This is a genomic window from Streptomyces sp. NPDC002265, assembly GCF_040296125.1.
Classification (GTDB): domain Bacteria; phylum Actinomycetota; class Actinomycetes; order Streptomycetales; family Streptomycetaceae; genus Streptomyces.
In genome coordinates, this window is the sequence record NZ_JBEOWS010000240.1 from 1 (window position 1) to 15,182 (window position 15,182).

The following is a 15,182-nucleotide window of genomic DNA, read 5'->3' on the forward strand; positions in this document are numbered from 1 at the left end:
GGCCGGATGGGGGTGGGAACCGGCCGGGGCGCGCTACCCCGTTTCCTGGATGTGGCTCGGATCGGCTGTGACTCGGGGCGGCTGCGGTTGGGTCAGTTGAAGGCGGCGAACGCCTTCGAGAACGCGGAGTCGCCCTGGGCGATCGAGCTGCACGTGGCGTCCGCGACGTTCTTCGCGCCGCCCGCGCACTGCTTGTCACGGGTGGCGGACCACATGGACAGCCCGCCCAGGCCCTTGGACTTGGCGAAGGCGACCAGCTGGGCGGCGTCGTCGACCTTGAAGATCTCGCTGGCGACGTCGTTGACGCCGATCATCGGGGTGACGGCGACCGCCTTCCAGGCCGCGCTGTCGGAGAGGCTCAGCACGCTCTTGATCTGGGCCTGGGTGGCGGTGGCGGCCTGCTCGGCGTACGTGCCCATGTCGCCGCTGTACGCCGGTCCGTAGTCCATCGCCATGATGTTGACGGTGGAGATGGCCACGCCGTTCCGCTTGGCGTCGGCGAGCAGGTTCACACCGTCCTGGGTGAGGCCCTCCGGCATGACGGGGAGCGTGAAGGAGACGTCCAGGCCCGGGTGCTGCTTCTGGAGCTTGGCTATCGCCTGCGCCCGGCGCGTGTTCGCCGTGGTGTTGGGCAGCGCACCGCCCTCGACGTCGAAGTCGACCTTGGTGAGCTTGAAGGTGTCCACGGCCTTGCCGTACGCCGCCGCCAGCGCGTCCGCCGAGGAGCAGGTGGTGGCCAGTTCGGAACCGGACGCGCCGCCGAAGGAGACCCGGACGTCGCCGCCCTTGGCGCGCAGCGCGCCGATCTGCGACGCGACGCCGTCGTTCGCCAGGTCCGACACACCGCCGAACTTCGGGTTGCAGCCCCCGCCGTCGGTGACGAAGGCGAGGTTGTAGTTCTTCACGCCGGTCGCCGTGACGTTCGCCAGCAGGTCGTAGGCCGGGTAGAGCGAGGTGTCGACGTACGGGGCGAAGCCGGCCGTGGTGCCGGTGCCCGTGCCGGTGCTCTGCGAGGGGGACGCCGTGGGGGTCTGGGTGGCGGTCTGCGTGGGCGTCGGCGTGGCGGTCCTGGTGGGGCTCGCGGTCGGGGTCGCGGACGCGGTGGGCGTCGCTGTCTGCGTCGGGCGGCCGCTCGGCTCCGGAGTCGCGCCGGTGTCGACGGAGCAGCTCGCGCCGTCGATCAGACAGCCGGTCGGGTCGCCGCTGCCGCTGGCCACGAAGCCGACGGTGGCCGACTCGCCGGCGGCCAGTCCGTCCGTGTCCCACTTCGGCGGCTTGACGGTGACGTGCTGGCCGCTGACGGTCGACTCCCCGTCCCACAGGGAGCTGAGCTTGGTGCCCGCGGGCAGGTCGAACTCCAGGGTCCAGGACTTCTCCTGCTGCCCGCTGTTGTTCGTGACGACGTACTGAGCGGTGTAACCCGTCGACCAGGTGCTGGTCTTGGTGTAGGCGGCGCCGATGCCGGCCGCGTTCGCGACGCCGCTGAGGACGATGGCGCCGCCACCGATCACGGCCGCGGCGACCGCTCCGCCGATCGCCTTGTTCCTGCCACTGATTCTGCGCCGGTGCGTGCTCATCGCGTGCCTGCCTTCACTCACTGCTCACGGGGGGCGTCCCAGACCTGGGCCGTGGCAGCACGCTAGCGATCCGGAATCGGGCAAACCGCTTTATCCGGGGGGCTGTTGGAGATCTTAGGGTGCGCTTAAGGAAGGCATCGGAGACGGTTAAAGGTAGGGGTGGGCGGGCCGGATTCAGCGGACCTTCAGGCCTCGTCTGCGCCGCCGGACCCGCCCGCGGTGCCCGCCGCGCTCGGGCACGCGCCCGTCCAGCTGGATCCAGATCCGCACCTCCGTGCCGCCGAGCACCGAGGAGCCGATCCGTACGTCGCCGCCCGTCGACTCCGCGAGCCGCCGCACGATGTCCAGGCCGAGCCCGGTCGAGCCGTCGTTGCCCGATCCCCGCCCGCGGGCCATCGCCGCCTCGGGGTCCGGGATGCCGGGCCCCGCGTCCGAGACCAGCACGATCACCGCGTCCTCGCCGTTGTGCACGTCGACCGCGAAGGCCGTGCCCTCGGGGGTGTGGCGGAAGATGTTGCCGAGCAGCGCGTCCAGCGCCGCCGCCAGGTCCGCACGGGCCACGGGTATGCGCACCGGGTGGTCGGCCACGGCCACCCGCACCTTGCGGCCCTCGTCCTCCGCCAGCGCCGACCAGAACTTCATCCGCTCACGCACCACCTCGCCCGCGTCGCATCCCGCGCCGAGGCCCGCCGCCACGGTCTGCGGCTTGGCCTCGCGGGCCGTGCGGATGATGGTGTCGACCTCGCGCTCCAGCTGCGCGACGGCCGCCCGGGTCTGCTCGGCGGCCGGTCCCTCGCCGAGCGAGGCCGTGTTGAGCCGCAGCACGGTCAGCGGGGTGCGCAGCCGGTGGGACAGGTCGGCGGCCAGCTCCCGCTCGTTGGCGAGCAGTTGGACGACCTGGTCGGCCATGGAGTTGAACGCGACCGCCGCCAGCCGCAGTTCGGTCGGCCCCTCCTCCGGCACCCGGGCGCCGAGCCGGCCCTCGCCGAGTTCGTGCGCGCCGTCGGCGAGCCGCTCGGCGGGCTGCACCATCCGCACGCCCAGCCGGTCGGCGACCGCGACCGAGCCGACGACCAGGGCGGCGCCGACCCCGGCGAGCACCGCCCAGGCCGTGCCGACGCCGTTGCTGACCTCGGACTCGGGGACGTACACCTCGACCACGGCCATCGCTCCGGAGCTCAGCGCGACCGGCTGGAGCAGGGTGGAGCCGCCGCGCACCTCGGTGGTGGAGACCCGGCCCAGCCTGCGCACCATCGCGATGTCCCCGTCGGCGGCGCGCTGCCGGCCGAGTTCGACGGCCGTCTGGCCGTCGACCGCGGGTATGTGCACGGCCATTCCGGCGTCGGAGCCCGCGGAGGCGATGACGCGCTCCAGCTCGTCGCGGTCGGTGGTGATGGACAGCGCCGGGACGATCGCCGCGGCCTCCCGCTCCGCGTTGGAGAACGCGCGGTCGCGGGCCATCTCCTTGATGACCAGCCCCAGCGGCACGGCGAAGGCGATCACGACCATCGTGGTGACCGCCAGGCACACCCTGACCAGCGCCCACCTCATCGGACCGGCTCCACGGGCGGTTCCAGCTTGACGCCGACGCCCCGCAGCGTGTGCAGATAGCGGGGTCGCGCCGCCGTCTCGCCCAGCTTCCGCCGCAGCCAGGAGAGATGGACGTCTATGGTCTGGTCGTCGCCGTACGACTGCTGCCAGACCTCGGCGAGCAGTTCCCTGCGAGGTACGACGACTCCCGGCCGGCCGGCCAGGAAGGCGAGCAGGTCGAACTCACGGCGGGTCAGGTCGAGCCGGGCTCCGTCCAGTTCGGCCTGGCGGCGCAGCGGGTCGACGGTCAGGCCGCCGACCCGGATGACGGTGGACGGCGGGGTGTCCGCGGCGACGGCACGGGACCGGCGCAGCACCGCGGCCATCCGCGCCGAGAGGTGCTCGACCGAGAACGGCTTGGTGAGGTAGTCGTCCGCCCCGGCGTTCAACAGCCGTACGATCTCCGCCTCGTCGTCCCGGGCGGTGGCGATGATCACGGGGACGTCGGTGATGCCGCGCAGCATCTTCAAGGCCTCCGACCCGTCGAGATCGGGCAGACCGAGGTCCAGGATGACCACGTCGAAACGGAAATGAGCGACCTCGCGCAGCGCTTCCAGCGCGGTGCCGACACTGCGCACCACATGGGCCGCTTCGGTGAGATGCCGGATGAGCGCCGAGCGGACGAACTGATCGTCCTCGACCACGAGCACACTTGCCATGCGCCGCACCGTACGCCATCCGGGCGATACCGATCGGCGCCTGTGGATAACTTCGACCGCGTGCGGCCGGTGGGACGGGTGAGGCAGTATGGCCCGCGATGCGCAGAGGACTTGTACACGTACTGGCCTGGCTGCTCGCCACGGGCGCGGCGGTCACGCTGTCGTGGTGGGGCGTCCACACGGTGATGACGGGCACGGCCTACGACCCGCCGCGCGCCCTGCCCATCGCCGCGGCCGACCCGACCATGCAGCGGTCGAGGCCGCTGGCCTCGTCGACCCACCGGGCGGCCGCTTCGCGGACCCCGTCGGCCGAGCCCACCGGATCGGCCGCACCAACCGCTCCGACGGCCACCCCGTCGCCCTCGAAGTCCGCGCCGGCGACGGCGGAGCCGAGCACCGGCCAGTCCGCCGCCACGGCCGACAGCCGGATCAAGAGCTACGACACCAAGGGCGGCCGCTCGGTCTTCGACATCGCCGACACCTACGCGACGCTGGTGTCGGCGACCCCGGCCGCCGGCTGGTCGATGCAGGTGTTCAAGACGGAGACCTGGATCCGGGTGGAGTTCAGCGCGGGCACGGACCGGGTGTCGGTGTTCTGCACCTGGCACGACGGACCGCCCCAGGTGCAGGTCGTCACGTACTGAACCGGACGGTCCCGCGCCCGGTCCCCGGGCTCGTCGCCGGTCCGGGCGTCAGCGGAAGACCGAGGGCGGCGGGGCGGGGGACGCGACCGCCACCGCGTCCGTGACCGCCACGGCGCCGCCGGCGAAGTCGGTGAGCGCGCGGCCGTGTTCGACCCGGCCCGGGTGCGGATCCGAGGCCGCCCGGCGGGTCAGTTCGGCGACGGGCAGCGGCAGGTCGGAGGCGACCAGCACCGCGTTGCCGAACCGTTTGCCGCGCAGCACCGTCGGATCGGCGACCAGGGCGAGTTCGCCGAAGCGGGCGGCGGCCGTGGCGATCTGGCCGCGCAGATGCGCCAGCGGCGGCCCGTCGGCCAGGTTGGCGGCGTAGAGCCCGCCGGGCCTGAGCGCCCTGCGCACCTCGTCGAGGAACTCGGTCGAGGTCAGGTGGGCGGGGGTGCGGGCGCCGCTGAACACATCGGCGATGACGAGGTCGGCCCAGCCGTCCGGCACCTTGGCGAGCCCTTCCCGGGCATCTGCGGAGCGCACCCGTATCCGCGCGTTGGCCGCCAACGGGAGCTCGCGGCGCACCAGTTGCACGAGGGCCGCGTCCCGCTCGACGACCTGCTGGGTGGAGCGGGGGCGGGTGGCGGCGACATACCGGGCGAGCGTGAGGGCGCCGCCGCCGAGGTGCACGGCGTGCACGGGCCGGGCGGGCGGGGCGACCAGGTCGATGACGTGGCCGAGGCGGCGCTGGTACTCGAAGGAGAGGTACCCGGGGTCGTCCAGGTCGACGTGCGACTGCGGGGCGCCGTCGATCAACAGGGTCCAGGCCCGCGCCCGGTCCCGGTCGCGTATCAGCTCGGCGAGCCCGCCGTCGACGGGCTCGACGACGGCGTCGTCGGCGTCCGGCCGCCGCCGGAGGTTCCTGGACTTTCCCATGGGGTCATTCTCGCAAGCGCCCGGCCCCCGTGCCGCTCAGCGGCGACCGACGGCCCGCCCGACGCCCCTGCCGGCCCGTCCGGTGGCGCTGCCGGCCCGGCCGGCGGCGACCGTGCCCGCGCAAGCGGCGACCACGCCCGGCCCACTCGGCGGCGGCCGCGTCCGCTCGGCGGCGACCATGTCCGTTCGACGGCGACCGCGCCTGCTCAGCGGCGGCCGGGCCCGTTCGGCGACGGCCGCGCTCGCTCAGCGGCGGCTGTCTGCCGCCTCGATGAGCCGGGCCGCCTCGCCCAGGGCCCGCCGCAGCACCGCCGGGTCGGTGGCGAGGTCCGCCTCGCCCGGTGGCAGCAGCCAGTCCGAGCCCTCGACCGGCGGCTCGGGGTCGAGCCGCAGCCCCCGTCCGTCGGTCTGCGTACAGACGCTGCCGGGGACGTCCCACGCGGCCGCGGTGCCGGGCGGCACGAGGAAGCCGAGCGTGTCGCACCCGTCGTCGTGCAGCACGGGCCCCACCGCGTCCACGTCCGCCCGGCGCAGGATGTCGACCGCCTCCAGCCCCTGGCGGGCCGGCACCGTGACGAGGTCGCACCCGTCGGCCCCGTCGGGCGGCCCGCCGCACTCCGGGGGCGGAACCTGCTCCGCCGTCACCGCGGCCGGCGTCACCACCGCGGCCGCCGACACCACCGCGGTCACCGCCGTCACCGCGGCCGCCGACGCGATCGGCGTCACCGTCGTACAAGGACCGACGCTTTGGCTCGTCCCCATCCCGGCCTCCACCACAGAACCTTCTTGCAGTTCGGGCGGTTCAACGCGGCACGGCGTCAAGGGCAACGGCGGAATTCAGCCGCAAAGGATGGCAGTTCATGGCGGATCGGGGATGAGATATCCGGTTTGTAGCCAAACACTGCGTGGCGGGCCGACCACAGCAGGTACCTTCTTGCCCGCCGGAAACAGGGTGGCACACGGACAACTCACCCCTAATCCGGCATGGTTCGACGGTTCGCACGAGAGGACCCGGCCATGACGTCGTCAATGGTGACCTCGCCCCAGCCCAACCGGCCCGCGCGGCCCAATCTCGCCTTCCGGCGGATACGCGGACACCGTTCACCGGGCGAGTTCGCCGCGCTGGTGCGGCGGGCCGCTCGTGAGATCGGCGAGCAGGTCAGCTGTGACGCCCGCTACATCGGCCGGGTGGAGGCGGGCGAGATCCGCTGCCCCAACTACGCGTACGAACGGGTGTTCCTGCACATGTTCCCCGGCCGCACGCTCACCGACCTCGGCTTCGTTCCCCGGTCGGCCGTCCGCGGACGGTCGGCGCGGGCGGACGGGGAGGCGCCCCCGGCTCACTTCATGAGCCCGGCGTACACCACCGGTGAGACGCACGAGGCGTACGAGCCGTACGAAACGCAGGACCCGCAGGACCCGTACGAAACGCTCCACGACCACGAGGAGAGCGACGTGCTGCGTCGCGCATTCATGACCCGCGGGGGCGCCACCGTGGCGGCCGCCTCACTGGCCCCCCTGGGGCTCCCGCACGACGCAGTGGCGGCGGACCGTCCGTCCCGGCGTCCCGGCGTCCGCGAGGCGAGCGCCCTGGAAGAGGCGGTCCGCCGCATCCGGCTGCTCGACGACCGGCACGGCGCCGACGGTCTCTACCGGCGCGCGGCGGCCCCGCTGCGCACCGCGTACGCGCTGCTGGACGCCGGCGCGACCCGGCAGGCGACCGTCGACCGGCTCCACTCGGGCGCCGGTGAACTGGCCATCTCCGTGGGCTGGCTGGCCCACGACTCGGGCAGATACGACGACGCCCGCTCGCACTACGCGGAGGCACTCGCCACCGCCCGGGTGACCGACGACCCGGCGCTGGAGGCGCACGCCTTCTGCAACACGGCCTTCCTCGCCCGCGACTCGGGCCGCCCCCGGGAGGCGGTACGGGCCGCACAGGCCGCCCAGCGGGTGGCCCGCCCGCTGGGCTCGGCCCGGCTGATGTCGCTGCTCGCGCTACGTGAGGCGGGCGGCTGGGCGGGACTGGCCGACCGCACCGGCTGCGAGCAGGCCCTGGTGCGGGCCCAGGCCCTCTACGAGCGGGGCTCCTGCGACGCCGACCCCGAATGGATGAGTTTCTACGGGGAGGCGGAGCTGGAGGGCCTGGAGGCCCAGTGCTGGTCCACGCTGGGCGACTGGGAGCGGGCGGCCCGGCACGCCCGGCAGGCGGCCCGGCTCCAGGACCCGCACTTCACCCGGAACATCGCCCTGTACACGGCCGAACTCGCCGACGACCTCGCCCGCGGCGGCCGCCCAGACGAGGCGGCCACGGCCGGGATGCGGGTGCTGGACCTGCTGGACGAGGTGCAGTCCTCGCGCATCCAGACGATGCTGGCGGGGACCGCGCGGGTGCTGCTGCCGCACCGGCGGGCCTCGGGGGTCTCGGCCTTCCTGGAACGCCACGCCGGCCGCCCGCGCACACCGTGAGCACCCCGCACGCCGTGGGCGTCCCGCACCGCGCTCAGGCGGCCGCCAGGTGCCCCAGGTCGTTCCAGCTCTCGATAGCGGGTTCCCCGTACGCCCAGCCGAGCGCGGACAGCGACGTCGGGTTCAGCCGGATCCGTGCGGCGAACGCGATCGGCAGTCCCAGCCAGCGGGCGCCGATCGACCGCAGGATGTGTCCGTGGGCGAAGACCAGCACGTCCCGGTCCTCCTCCCGCGCCCAGGAGACCACCTCGTCCGCGCGCGCGGTCACCTGCGCCAGGCTCTCGCCCTGCGGCACACCGTCGCGCCAGATCAGCCAGCCCGGCCGCACGGCCTGGATCTCGGCCGGGGTCATGCCCTCGTACGCGCCGTAGTCCCACTCCATGAGCGTGTCCCAGGTGCGCGCGCGGTCGCCGAAGCCGGCGAGGTCGCAGGTCTCACGCGCGCGTACGAGCGGACTGGTGCGCACCTCGGCACCGGGCAGCCCGTCGAACGGTGCCCCGCGCAGCCGCTCGCCCAGCAGTTCGGCACCGCGCCGGCCCTCGTCGAGGAGGGGGATGTCTGTCCTGCCTGTGTGCTTGCCGGACAGCGACCACTGCGTCTGTCCGTGCCGGGCCAGCAGGATGCGCGGTGCCATGAGCGACCTTCCGGGAAGTCTTCGTTCCGATCTCCTCCATCATCGCTCACCACCGGCGGGGGCAACCCGAGGGGCGACCGCTGCGTCTTTGAGAGCCGGGGGCCCGGAGCCAGGTGCGCGTGAACGCCGTAAAGTGTCACGGCCGCGCCACCGGGCGCATCAGGGACCACGGAGGGGAAGGGCGAATCGGATGCCGCAGACGGAGGCACCTCGCATCGAGGCGGCCCCTCGGACCCGGCTGCGCTGGTGGACCGAGCTGCCGCTGATCCTGCTGGTGTACGGGTGTTACTCCGCGGGCCGGCTCCTGGCCAGGGGTGACATATCCGGCGCGATCGACCACGGCACGGCGATCCTGCGCATCGAGAAGTTCCTGCGCATCAACGCCGAGCACCCGCTCAACCGGCTGTTCACGCGTGAGGCCTGGCTCGGCGTGCCGGCCGACTTCTGGTACGCGTCGCTGCACTACATGATCACGCCCGCGCTCCTGGTCTGGCTGTTCCGCTCCCGTACCGCGCTCTACCGGTCGGCCCGCACCTGGCTGATGACCTCGACCTTCATAGGTCTGATCGGCTTCACCCTGCTGCCCACCTGCCCGCCCCGGCTGCTGTCGCCGGAGTACGGCTTCGTGGACACGATGGCCCAGTACAGCTCGTACGGCTGGTGGGGCGGCGAGGCGAGCGCGCCGCGCGGCATGGGCGGCATGACCAACCAGTACGCCGCGATGCCGAGCCTGCACGTGGGCTGGGCGCTGTGGTGCGGGGTCATGCTCTGGCGCCACGGCGGCACCCGTACGGCGAAGGCGGCCGGGATCATCTACCCGCTGTTCACCACGATCGTGGTGATGGGCACCGCCAACCACTACTTCCTCGACGCGGTCGCGGGCGCGGCCGTGATGGGCGTCGGACTGCTGCTGACCCCGCTGATGATGCGGGTCGCGGACCGGATCCGCACGGCCCTGGCGACCCGGTGGGGGACGCGGGTACCGGCTGCCCCGGCGGTCTCTGCCGGCACGGGCACCCCGATTGTCAGTGCCGGGTGCCAGACTTCCCCGGGTGAGCGATTTCCACGGCAGCGCGACGCGCGGCTCGGGTCCGGAGCCGAGCCCGGTGCCTCCCCCACGGACGCCGGCGAGGGCACTCCGGCAGCGGCTCGCTGAGCTGCGCGGACCGGACGTAGCGGCCAAGGCGCTGGACGCGCGCGCCCTCGCGGCGCTCGCCGCCAACCCCGGATGCAGACGGCGCGCGCTCCTGGACGGCGCCGGTGTGGACAAGACGGCGCTGGCGGGCGCGCTCGGCTCGCCGTCGGTCTTCGGCCAGTCGCAGTTCGCCTTCACCCGGGGCAACGCCTTCGAGGCCCGGGTCAAGGCGGACGGCGGCGCGGAACTGCTGCGGCTGGTGCACGAGCGACTGGACCGGACCACCCCGCCGCCGGAGCCGGGCCGGGTCCACGCCCCCGACCTGGCCGCGGTCGGCCCCGAGGGCCGCACCGCGCGGACGGCGCTGGCGCTGCGTGAGGCCACCGGGACGCCGGGCGTCTGGACGCTGCTCGACCATCCGATGCTCGCGCTCGACGTGGCGGGCTCCCCTGCCTTCCTCGAACCGGACGCGGTGGTGGTGCACCCGGACGGCAGCTGGACGGTCGTGGAGATCAAGTCCTTCCCGATGCTGGACGGCTCGGCGGACCCGGCGAAGGTCGGTGCGGCCGCCCGGCAGGCCGCGGTGTACGTGCTGGCGCTGGAGGCGGTGGCCGCCCGGCTGGAGACGGTCCCGCGGGTGCGCGACCGGATCCTGCTGGTGTGCCCCAAGGACTTCTCCAACCTGCCCACCGCCTCGGCCGTCGACGTGCGCAAACAGCGCGCGGTCACCAGTCGGCAGCTGGCCCGGCTCACCCGCCTCCAGGACATCGCCGACGCCGTCCCCGAGGGCGCCTGCTTCTCCCCCGAGCTGCCCCCCGAGGAACTCACGGCCGCCGTCGAGTCGGTTCCCGCGGCGTACGCCCCCGAGTGCCTGGCCGCCTGCGAGCTGGCCTTCCACTGCCGTGACCGCTCCCGCGCGGACGGCGCGGTGACCTCGCTGGGCCGCTCGGTACGGGCCGACCTGGGCGCTCTGGCGACGGTCGAGGACGTCCTCGCGGCGGCCCGCGGCGAGGCCGGCGACCCGGCCGACCCGGCGGTGGCGGCACTGCGCCGGGCCCACCGGCTGCGTGCCGAGGCGCTCGGTGCGGCCTTCGGACCGACGCCCGGCGAGGCGTCCGGCCTGACACTCGACCAGGCGTCCGGTCAGTCACTCGGCCGGACGTCCGATCACGTACTCGCTACGGTGGTCGGCCAGGCATCCGGTCAGGAGGCGGCTCCTTGTCGCTGATCGCCACTCTCGCCCGGCTGGAGGCCGTCGCCACCGGACGTGCCCAGCCCGCCGCGACCGTGCGGCACCGGCATCTGTCCGAGCGGCCGCTGGTCCTCGTGCCGCTGGTCACCGCGGGCGAGGCCGGTGCCCCGCTCGGCGCGCTGGTCGGCACCGACCGGGACGCGCCGACCCTGCTCGTCGTGCCGCAGCCGCGCGACCGCGACCTGCGGTTCGCGTTCCTGGCCGAGCTGGCCGACGTGGTCCTTCCCTACGTCGACGGGTACGCGGACGCGGTCGAGGCCGCCGAGCGCAACGAGACCGACCCGGAGACCGGCAAGCGGGTCAAGGTCGAGGTCGAGCTGTGCGCGGACGCGCCCCAGCTGATCGTGCCGAGCCGGGCCGGCCTGGACTTCGTACGGCTGCTGGGGCGCTCCATGCGCTTTCGCCGCACCGCCGAACAGGATCCGGAGGCCCCGCATCCGGCGCCGCCGCGGGTGCCGCTGCTGGGGCGCTGGCTGACCCACTTCGGGGAGCGCTCCCGGGTGCCCGGCTCCGCGCTGCTGCTGGCCCTGACCGAGGTGCTGGGCCGGCACTGGGCGACCGGCCAGTCCAGCCTGGAGGACCAGCACCTGGGCGCGCTGCTGGCCTGGATCGACCCGCCGGAGGGCGTCCCGGGCGCGGAGGCCGCGCTGCGCGCCGAACTCGCCCGTGACGCGGACGGGCAGCTGCTGTGCCCGCCTGCGGGCCCGGCGACCGACCCGGCGTTCGACAACAGGCTGCTCGCGCCCGCGATCGAGCGCTACGACCGCGCACGCACCGCCCTCGCCACCGCCGAGGACGGGCTGGAGGCGGACGACCGGCTCGGTGAGCTGACCGCCGCCGAGCAGGCGGTCCGCGCCCTGGTCGCCGACGCCACCCGGCCCACCTGGGACAAGGTGTGGGACGGCCTGGAGCTGCTGCGCACGCTGCCGGAGGGGGCGCACGTCGAGGAGCGGTGGACGCGCGACCGCTGGTCGTTCACCGCCCATCGCGACCGGGTGCTGGCCGGGGAGCCCCCGCAGCCGCGCCGCGACGACGCGGTCACCGCGGCCGGCAAGCTCGCCGCCCGTGAGCGCGAACAGGCCCGTCTCGAGGCCCAGGAGGCACTGGACGACCCGCTGGTGATGGCGGGCCGGAGGCTGGCCGGGGAGGCGTTCGCGGGTGAGGTCACGGATGTGGTCATGGCGTACAGCGAGGGCAAGCGGCCCAGCCCGCGGCCGCTGGTCACCTTGTGCACCGACGACCGCCCGTACCTGGGCGACCGGGTCAAGGTGCACCGCTCGCTGGGCGGGAAGCCGCAGACGGCCGAGTTCGTCGGGTACGAGGGCGAGGGGCTGCTCGTGCTGCGGATCCTCGACCGGATGGGCCGCGGCAAGGAGCCCGAGGCCGGATCCGTGCCGGAGAAGGGCGACCTGATCTGCTTCACCCTGTTCGAGCACGACCAGCGCGGCGGCGCGAAGCTGCCCGACCCGGAGCACACGCCGTGGACGCACGGCGGGCCCCCCGGCGAGGCCGCCGCCCTGCCGGAGGCCCCCGACCCCGTCACCGAGGAGGACGTCCTGTGATCACCGAGGCCGCCTTCGACCCCGGTGCCGCGGCCGCGCGGGCCACCGAGGCGATCCTGCGCGACACGGTGCAGGGCACCCATCGCGGGGTCGTCGTCGACTCCCCGCCGGGCGCCGGCAAGTCCACGCTCGTGGTCCGCGCCGCGCTGGAGCTCGCCGACGCCGGCCGTCCCCTGATGGTCGTCGCGCAGACCAACGCCCAGGTCGACGACCTGGTCTCCCGGCTCGCCGAGAAGAGCCCCGACCTGCCGGTCGGCCGGCTGCACAGCAGCGACGCCGACCCGTACGACAAGGCGCTGGACGCGTGGCCGCAGGTCCGCAAGTCGGCGAAGGCGGCCGACCTCGCCGGGCTGCCGGTGGTCGTCTCCACCGCGGCCAAGTGGGCCCACGTCAAGGTCGACGAGCCGTGGCGGCACGCGATCGTCGACGAGGCCTACCAGATGCGCTCGGACGCGCTGCTCGCCGTGGCCGGGCTGTTCGAGCGGGCGCTGTTCGTGGGCGACCCCGGGCAGCTGGACCCGTTCGCGCTCGTGGGCAGCGAGCAGTGGGCGGGCCTGTCGTACGACCCCTCGGCCTCCGCGGTGACGACCCTGCTGGCCCACAACCCCGAGCTGCCGCAGCACCGGCTGCCGGTGTCCTGGCGGCTGCCGGCCTCGGCGGCGCCCCTGGTCTCGGACGCCTTCTACCCGTTCACCCCGTTCCGCAGCGGCACGGACCACGGCGACCGGCGGCTGTCCTTCACCGTCCCGTCGGACGGCTCGGGCCCGGACCGGGTGATCGACGAGGCCGCGCTGTCGGGCTGGGGCCTGCTCGAACTGCCCGCGCGGCACACCCCGCGCACCGATCCGGAGGCGGTGCGCGCGGTGGCCACGGTGGTCCGCCGCCTGCTGGACCGGGGCGGCGAGGCGGCCTCGGAGCGCTCCTCCGCGGCCGCTCCCCTCACCGCCGACCGGATCGCCGTCGGAACGGCACACCGGGACCAGGCGGCGGCGGTGCGGGCCGCGCTGGCCGAACTGGGGGTAGCGGACGTCACCGTGGACACGGCGAACCGGCTCCAGGGCCGGGAGTTCGACGTGACGGTGGTGCTCCACCCGCTCTCGGGCCGCCCCGACGCCACCGCCTTCCACCTGGAGACGGGCCGGCTGTGCGTCCTGGCCTCCCGCCACCGCCACGCCTGCATCGTGGTGTGCCGGGCCGGGGTGAGCGACCTCCTGGACGACTATCCGTCGACGGAACCGGTCCAGCTGGGAACCCTGGTGAAGTTTCCCGACGGCTGGGAGGCGAACCATGCGGTCCTGGCCCGCCTGGCCGAACACCGCATCACCTGGCGCCCCTGACCACCCCGCCCAGCCACCCGGCAGACAACCAGCACCGACACCCCGCCCGCCGGGACGCCCATGGGCCGGCGCACCGGGGCACGGCGGAGGCGCGGGAACAACGCGGGGGCCGTGGGGCTTGAGAGTTCGGGGTGCGGCGCCTTCGGGCGGTGTCGCCCGTCCCGGCATGCCCTTGCGCCTCCGGGAGAGAATGGAGGGTGGACCACCCGAAGGGCGGTGCCACCGGCAACCGTACGAGGAGGAGAAGACATGGCGGAGCCCACGCCGCGTCGCAACGAACCGCGGCTACGCCCCGCGCCCCTGCTCTTCGAGCCCGCGGAGGTGGTGGCCGACCCGGAGCACTTCTTCGACCTGGAGTCGATCGACGATCCGGCGGCGCTGCTGGGCCGTGCGACGGAGCTGGCGCTCGCGTTCAGCGCGGCCGCCGACCGGGCCGTGGAGTTCCAGGCCCTCGCCGCCGCCCAGCTGGCCGATCCACGCCGGTTCGACCGGCTCACGGCGGCGGACATCGCCGAGCGGGCCGAGTGGACCGAGGACTACGCGAAGAAGATGGTCGAGTTCGGCCGGGACCTGATGCGCGGCGGCGTCGAGGGCCGGGAGCACGTCGACCCGGTCTGACCGGCGGCCGTACCCGCGGGCACCCCCACGGCATATGCCAGGCAGGCAAGATACTCGTCCTCACCCCCTCTTGTCCCGGTTTCCCCCAACCCTCGGAAGCCGTCCGCTCACAGCCGGTAGATATGCGGCATGAGCAGCACACGGGAAGAGCCGCCCTCGGGCCGCGACCGCTGCGACGTCTCGGGGGTCACCGCGGACGGCGCCGACTGGCTGGCCTCCGCCGGGACGTATCCGCGCAGCACGCTCGCGTTCTGGCGCGAGCGTCCCCACGCCCCGGTCGTGCTGCCCTGCGGGGCGGTCTTCGACATCGTCAGCGCTCCCGCGATCTTCGGGCGCCGGATGCTGGACCGGCTCTGGGACGAGGGGCCGGGCTCCGGACCGGTGGCCGTCTTCCGCGGGCGGATGCTGCTGTTCGCGGTGCCCGGCACGGCCCAGCGGCTGCCCTCCCTGCTGGAGTGGGAGGAGTGGGGGACCCGCGGCCGCCGGGACGGCCGTACGCAGTCCGTTCCGCCGCTGCTGTGCCACGGCGGCGGCGACGCGGTGACCGTACCGCCCCTCACCCCCACGACGTCCGCTCCGGCCGCCCCGGGGGCGAGCCGGGCCGTCACCCGCTGGCTGGTCGCCCCGGACACCCGCCACCCCTGGCTGCCGGGCCCCGAGATCCTGTTCTGGGCGGCGGTACGGGCGGCTCGCGCGGCCGTACGGATTTCGATTTTTCCTCCCGCCGACCAGGATGCTAATGTCTACGACGTCAGCAGGCGCCGCTAGCTCAGTTGGTTAGAGCAGC

At 74.1% G+C, this 15,182-nt stretch carries 14 protein-coding genes; 8 read left to right on the forward strand and 6 right to left on the reverse strand.

Annotated features, from left to right (window positions below):
• Positions 1–92 precede the first annotated feature (92 nt).
• The 3 genes from ABT085_RS32015 to ABT085_RS32025 all read right to left on the reverse strand — a co-directional run bounded on the left by ABT085_RS32015 (position 93) and on the right by ABT085_RS32025 (position 3,826).
• Positions 93–1,577, reverse strand: a complete 1,485-nt coding sequence (locus ABT085_RS32015) for a glycoside hydrolase family 18 protein (RefSeq protein ID WP_351615780.1) — start codon at positions 1,575–1,577, stop codon at positions 93–95.
• Positions 1,578–1,751: 174 nt separating this feature from the next.
• A complete protein-coding gene (locus tag ABT085_RS32020; RefSeq protein WP_351615783.1) occupies positions 1,752–3,128 on the reverse strand; it encodes a sensor histidine kinase in 1,377 nt (458 codons plus the stop codon).
• Entirely contained in the window at positions 3,125–3,826 is a 702-nt protein-coding gene (locus tag ABT085_RS32025; protein WP_351615785.1) for a response regulator transcription factor, read from the reverse strand. The genes ABT085_RS32020 and ABT085_RS32025 overlap by 4 nt, the downstream gene beginning before the upstream one ends.
• Before the next feature lie 98 nt (positions 3,827–3,924).
• Between ABT085_RS32025 and ABT085_RS32030 the strand changes: the two genes are divergently transcribed.
• Entirely contained in the window at positions 3,925–4,470 is a 546-nt protein-coding gene (locus tag ABT085_RS32030; RefSeq protein ID WP_351615788.1) for a hypothetical protein, read from the forward strand.
• 48 nt (positions 4,471–4,518) lie between these two features.
• Here ABT085_RS32030 and ABT085_RS32035 read toward each other — a convergent pair whose 3' ends face one another.
• Together ABT085_RS32035 and ABT085_RS32040 are read right to left on the reverse strand one after the other, a co-directional pair.
• On the reverse strand, positions 4,519–5,388 hold the full coding sequence (locus ABT085_RS32035; RefSeq protein WP_351615791.1) for a spermidine synthase: 870 nt from the start codon (positions 5,386–5,388) through the stop codon (positions 4,519–4,521).
• A 246-nt stretch (positions 5,389–5,634) separates the two neighbouring features.
• Entirely contained in the window at positions 5,635–6,033 is a 399-nt protein-coding gene (locus ABT085_RS32040; RefSeq protein ID WP_351615820.1) for a hypothetical protein, read from the reverse strand.
• A 372-nt stretch (positions 6,034–6,405) separates the two neighbouring features.
• On the opposite strand from ABT085_RS32040, the gene ABT085_RS32045 reads away from it, so the two are divergent.
• Positions 6,406–7,857, forward strand: a complete 1,452-nt coding sequence (locus tag ABT085_RS32045) for an NsdA family TPR-like regulatory protein (RefSeq protein ID WP_351615799.1) — start codon at positions 6,406–6,408, stop codon at positions 7,855–7,857.
• A 34-nt stretch (positions 7,858–7,891) separates the two neighbouring features.
• Here ABT085_RS32045 and ABT085_RS32050 read toward each other — a convergent pair whose 3' ends face one another.
• Positions 7,892–8,491, reverse strand: coding sequence for a histidine phosphatase family protein (locus ABT085_RS32050; RefSeq protein WP_351615802.1), 600 nt, complete (start codon positions 8,489–8,491; stop codon positions 7,892–7,894).
• Positions 8,492–8,681: 190 nt separating this feature from the next.
• On the opposite strand from ABT085_RS32050, the gene ABT085_RS32055 reads away from it, so the two are divergent.
• The 6 genes from ABT085_RS32055 (at position 8,682) to ABT085_RS32080 (ending at position 15,163) form a co-directional block, all read left to right on the forward strand.
• A complete protein-coding gene (locus tag ABT085_RS32055) occupies positions 8,682–9,647 on the forward strand; it encodes a phosphatase PAP2 family protein (protein WP_351615805.1) in 966 nt (321 codons plus the stop codon).
• Positions 9,598–10,854 carry a hypothetical protein gene (locus ABT085_RS32060; protein WP_351615808.1) on the forward strand — a complete coding sequence of 419 codons (1,257 nt, stop codon included), beginning with the start codon at positions 9,598–9,600 and terminating at the stop codon, positions 10,852–10,854. Before ABT085_RS32055 ends, ABT085_RS32060 begins: the two co-directional genes overlap by 50 nt.
• Positions 10,845–12,440, forward strand: coding sequence for a hypothetical protein (locus ABT085_RS32065; protein ID WP_351615811.1), 1,596 nt, complete (start codon positions 10,845–10,847; stop codon positions 12,438–12,440). The genes ABT085_RS32060 and ABT085_RS32065 overlap by 10 nt, the downstream gene beginning before the upstream one ends.
• Positions 12,440–13,777 carry an AAA domain-containing protein gene (locus ABT085_RS32070; protein WP_351615822.1) on the forward strand — a complete coding sequence of 446 codons (1,338 nt, stop codon included), beginning with the start codon at positions 12,440–12,442 and terminating at the stop codon, positions 13,775–13,777. Before ABT085_RS32065 ends, ABT085_RS32070 begins: the two co-directional genes overlap by 1 nt.
• Before the next feature lie 249 nt (positions 13,778–14,026).
• Entirely contained in the window at positions 14,027–14,395 is a 369-nt protein-coding gene (locus ABT085_RS32075; RefSeq protein ID WP_351615814.1) for a DUF8844 domain-containing protein, read from the forward strand.
• A 129-nt stretch (positions 14,396–14,524) separates the two neighbouring features.
• The gene (locus ABT085_RS32080; protein WP_351615817.1) at positions 14,525–15,163 is read left to right on the forward strand and encodes a bifunctional DNA primase/polymerase; all 639 of its coding nucleotides are present in this window, start codon (positions 14,525–14,527) and stop codon (positions 15,161–15,163) included.
• The last annotated feature ends 19 nt before the right edge of the window (positions 15,164–15,182 follow it).

Coding starts and splice junctions, on each gene's coding strand:
- ABT085_RS32045 (WP_351615799.1), top strand. CDS start 6,406: ATGACGTCGTCAATGGTGACCTCGCCCCAGCCCAACCGGCCCGCGCGG.
- ABT085_RS32075 (WP_351615814.1), top strand. CDS start 14,027: ATGGCGGAGCCCACGCCGCGTCGCAACGAACCGCGGCTACGCCCCGCG.
- ABT085_RS32050 (WP_351615802.1), bottom strand. CDS start 8,491: ATGGCACCGCGCATCCTGCTGGCCCGGCACGGACAGACGCAGTGGTCG.
- ABT085_RS32080 (WP_351615817.1), top strand. CDS start 14,525: ATGAGCAGCACACGGGAAGAGCCGCCCTCGGGCCGCGACCGCTGCGAC.
- ABT085_RS32055 (WP_351615805.1), top strand. CDS start 8,682: ATGCCGCAGACGGAGGCACCTCGCATCGAGGCGGCCCCTCGGACCCGG.
- ABT085_RS32030 (WP_351615788.1), top strand. CDS start 3,925: ATGCGCAGAGGACTTGTACACGTACTGGCCTGGCTGCTCGCCACGGGC.
- ABT085_RS32020 (WP_351615783.1), bottom strand. CDS start 3,128: ATGAGGTGGGCGCTGGTCAGGGTGTGCCTGGCGGTCACCACGATGGTC.
- ABT085_RS32035 (WP_351615791.1), bottom strand. CDS start 5,388: ATGGGAAAGTCCAGGAACCTCCGGCGGCGGCCGGACGCCGACGACGCC.
- ABT085_RS32015 (WP_351615780.1), bottom strand. CDS start 1,577: ATGAGCACGCACCGGCGCAGAATCAGTGGCAGGAACAAGGCGATCGGC.
- ABT085_RS32025 (WP_351615785.1), bottom strand. CDS start 3,826: ATGGCAAGTGTGCTCGTGGTCGAGGACGATCAGTTCGTCCGCTCGGCG.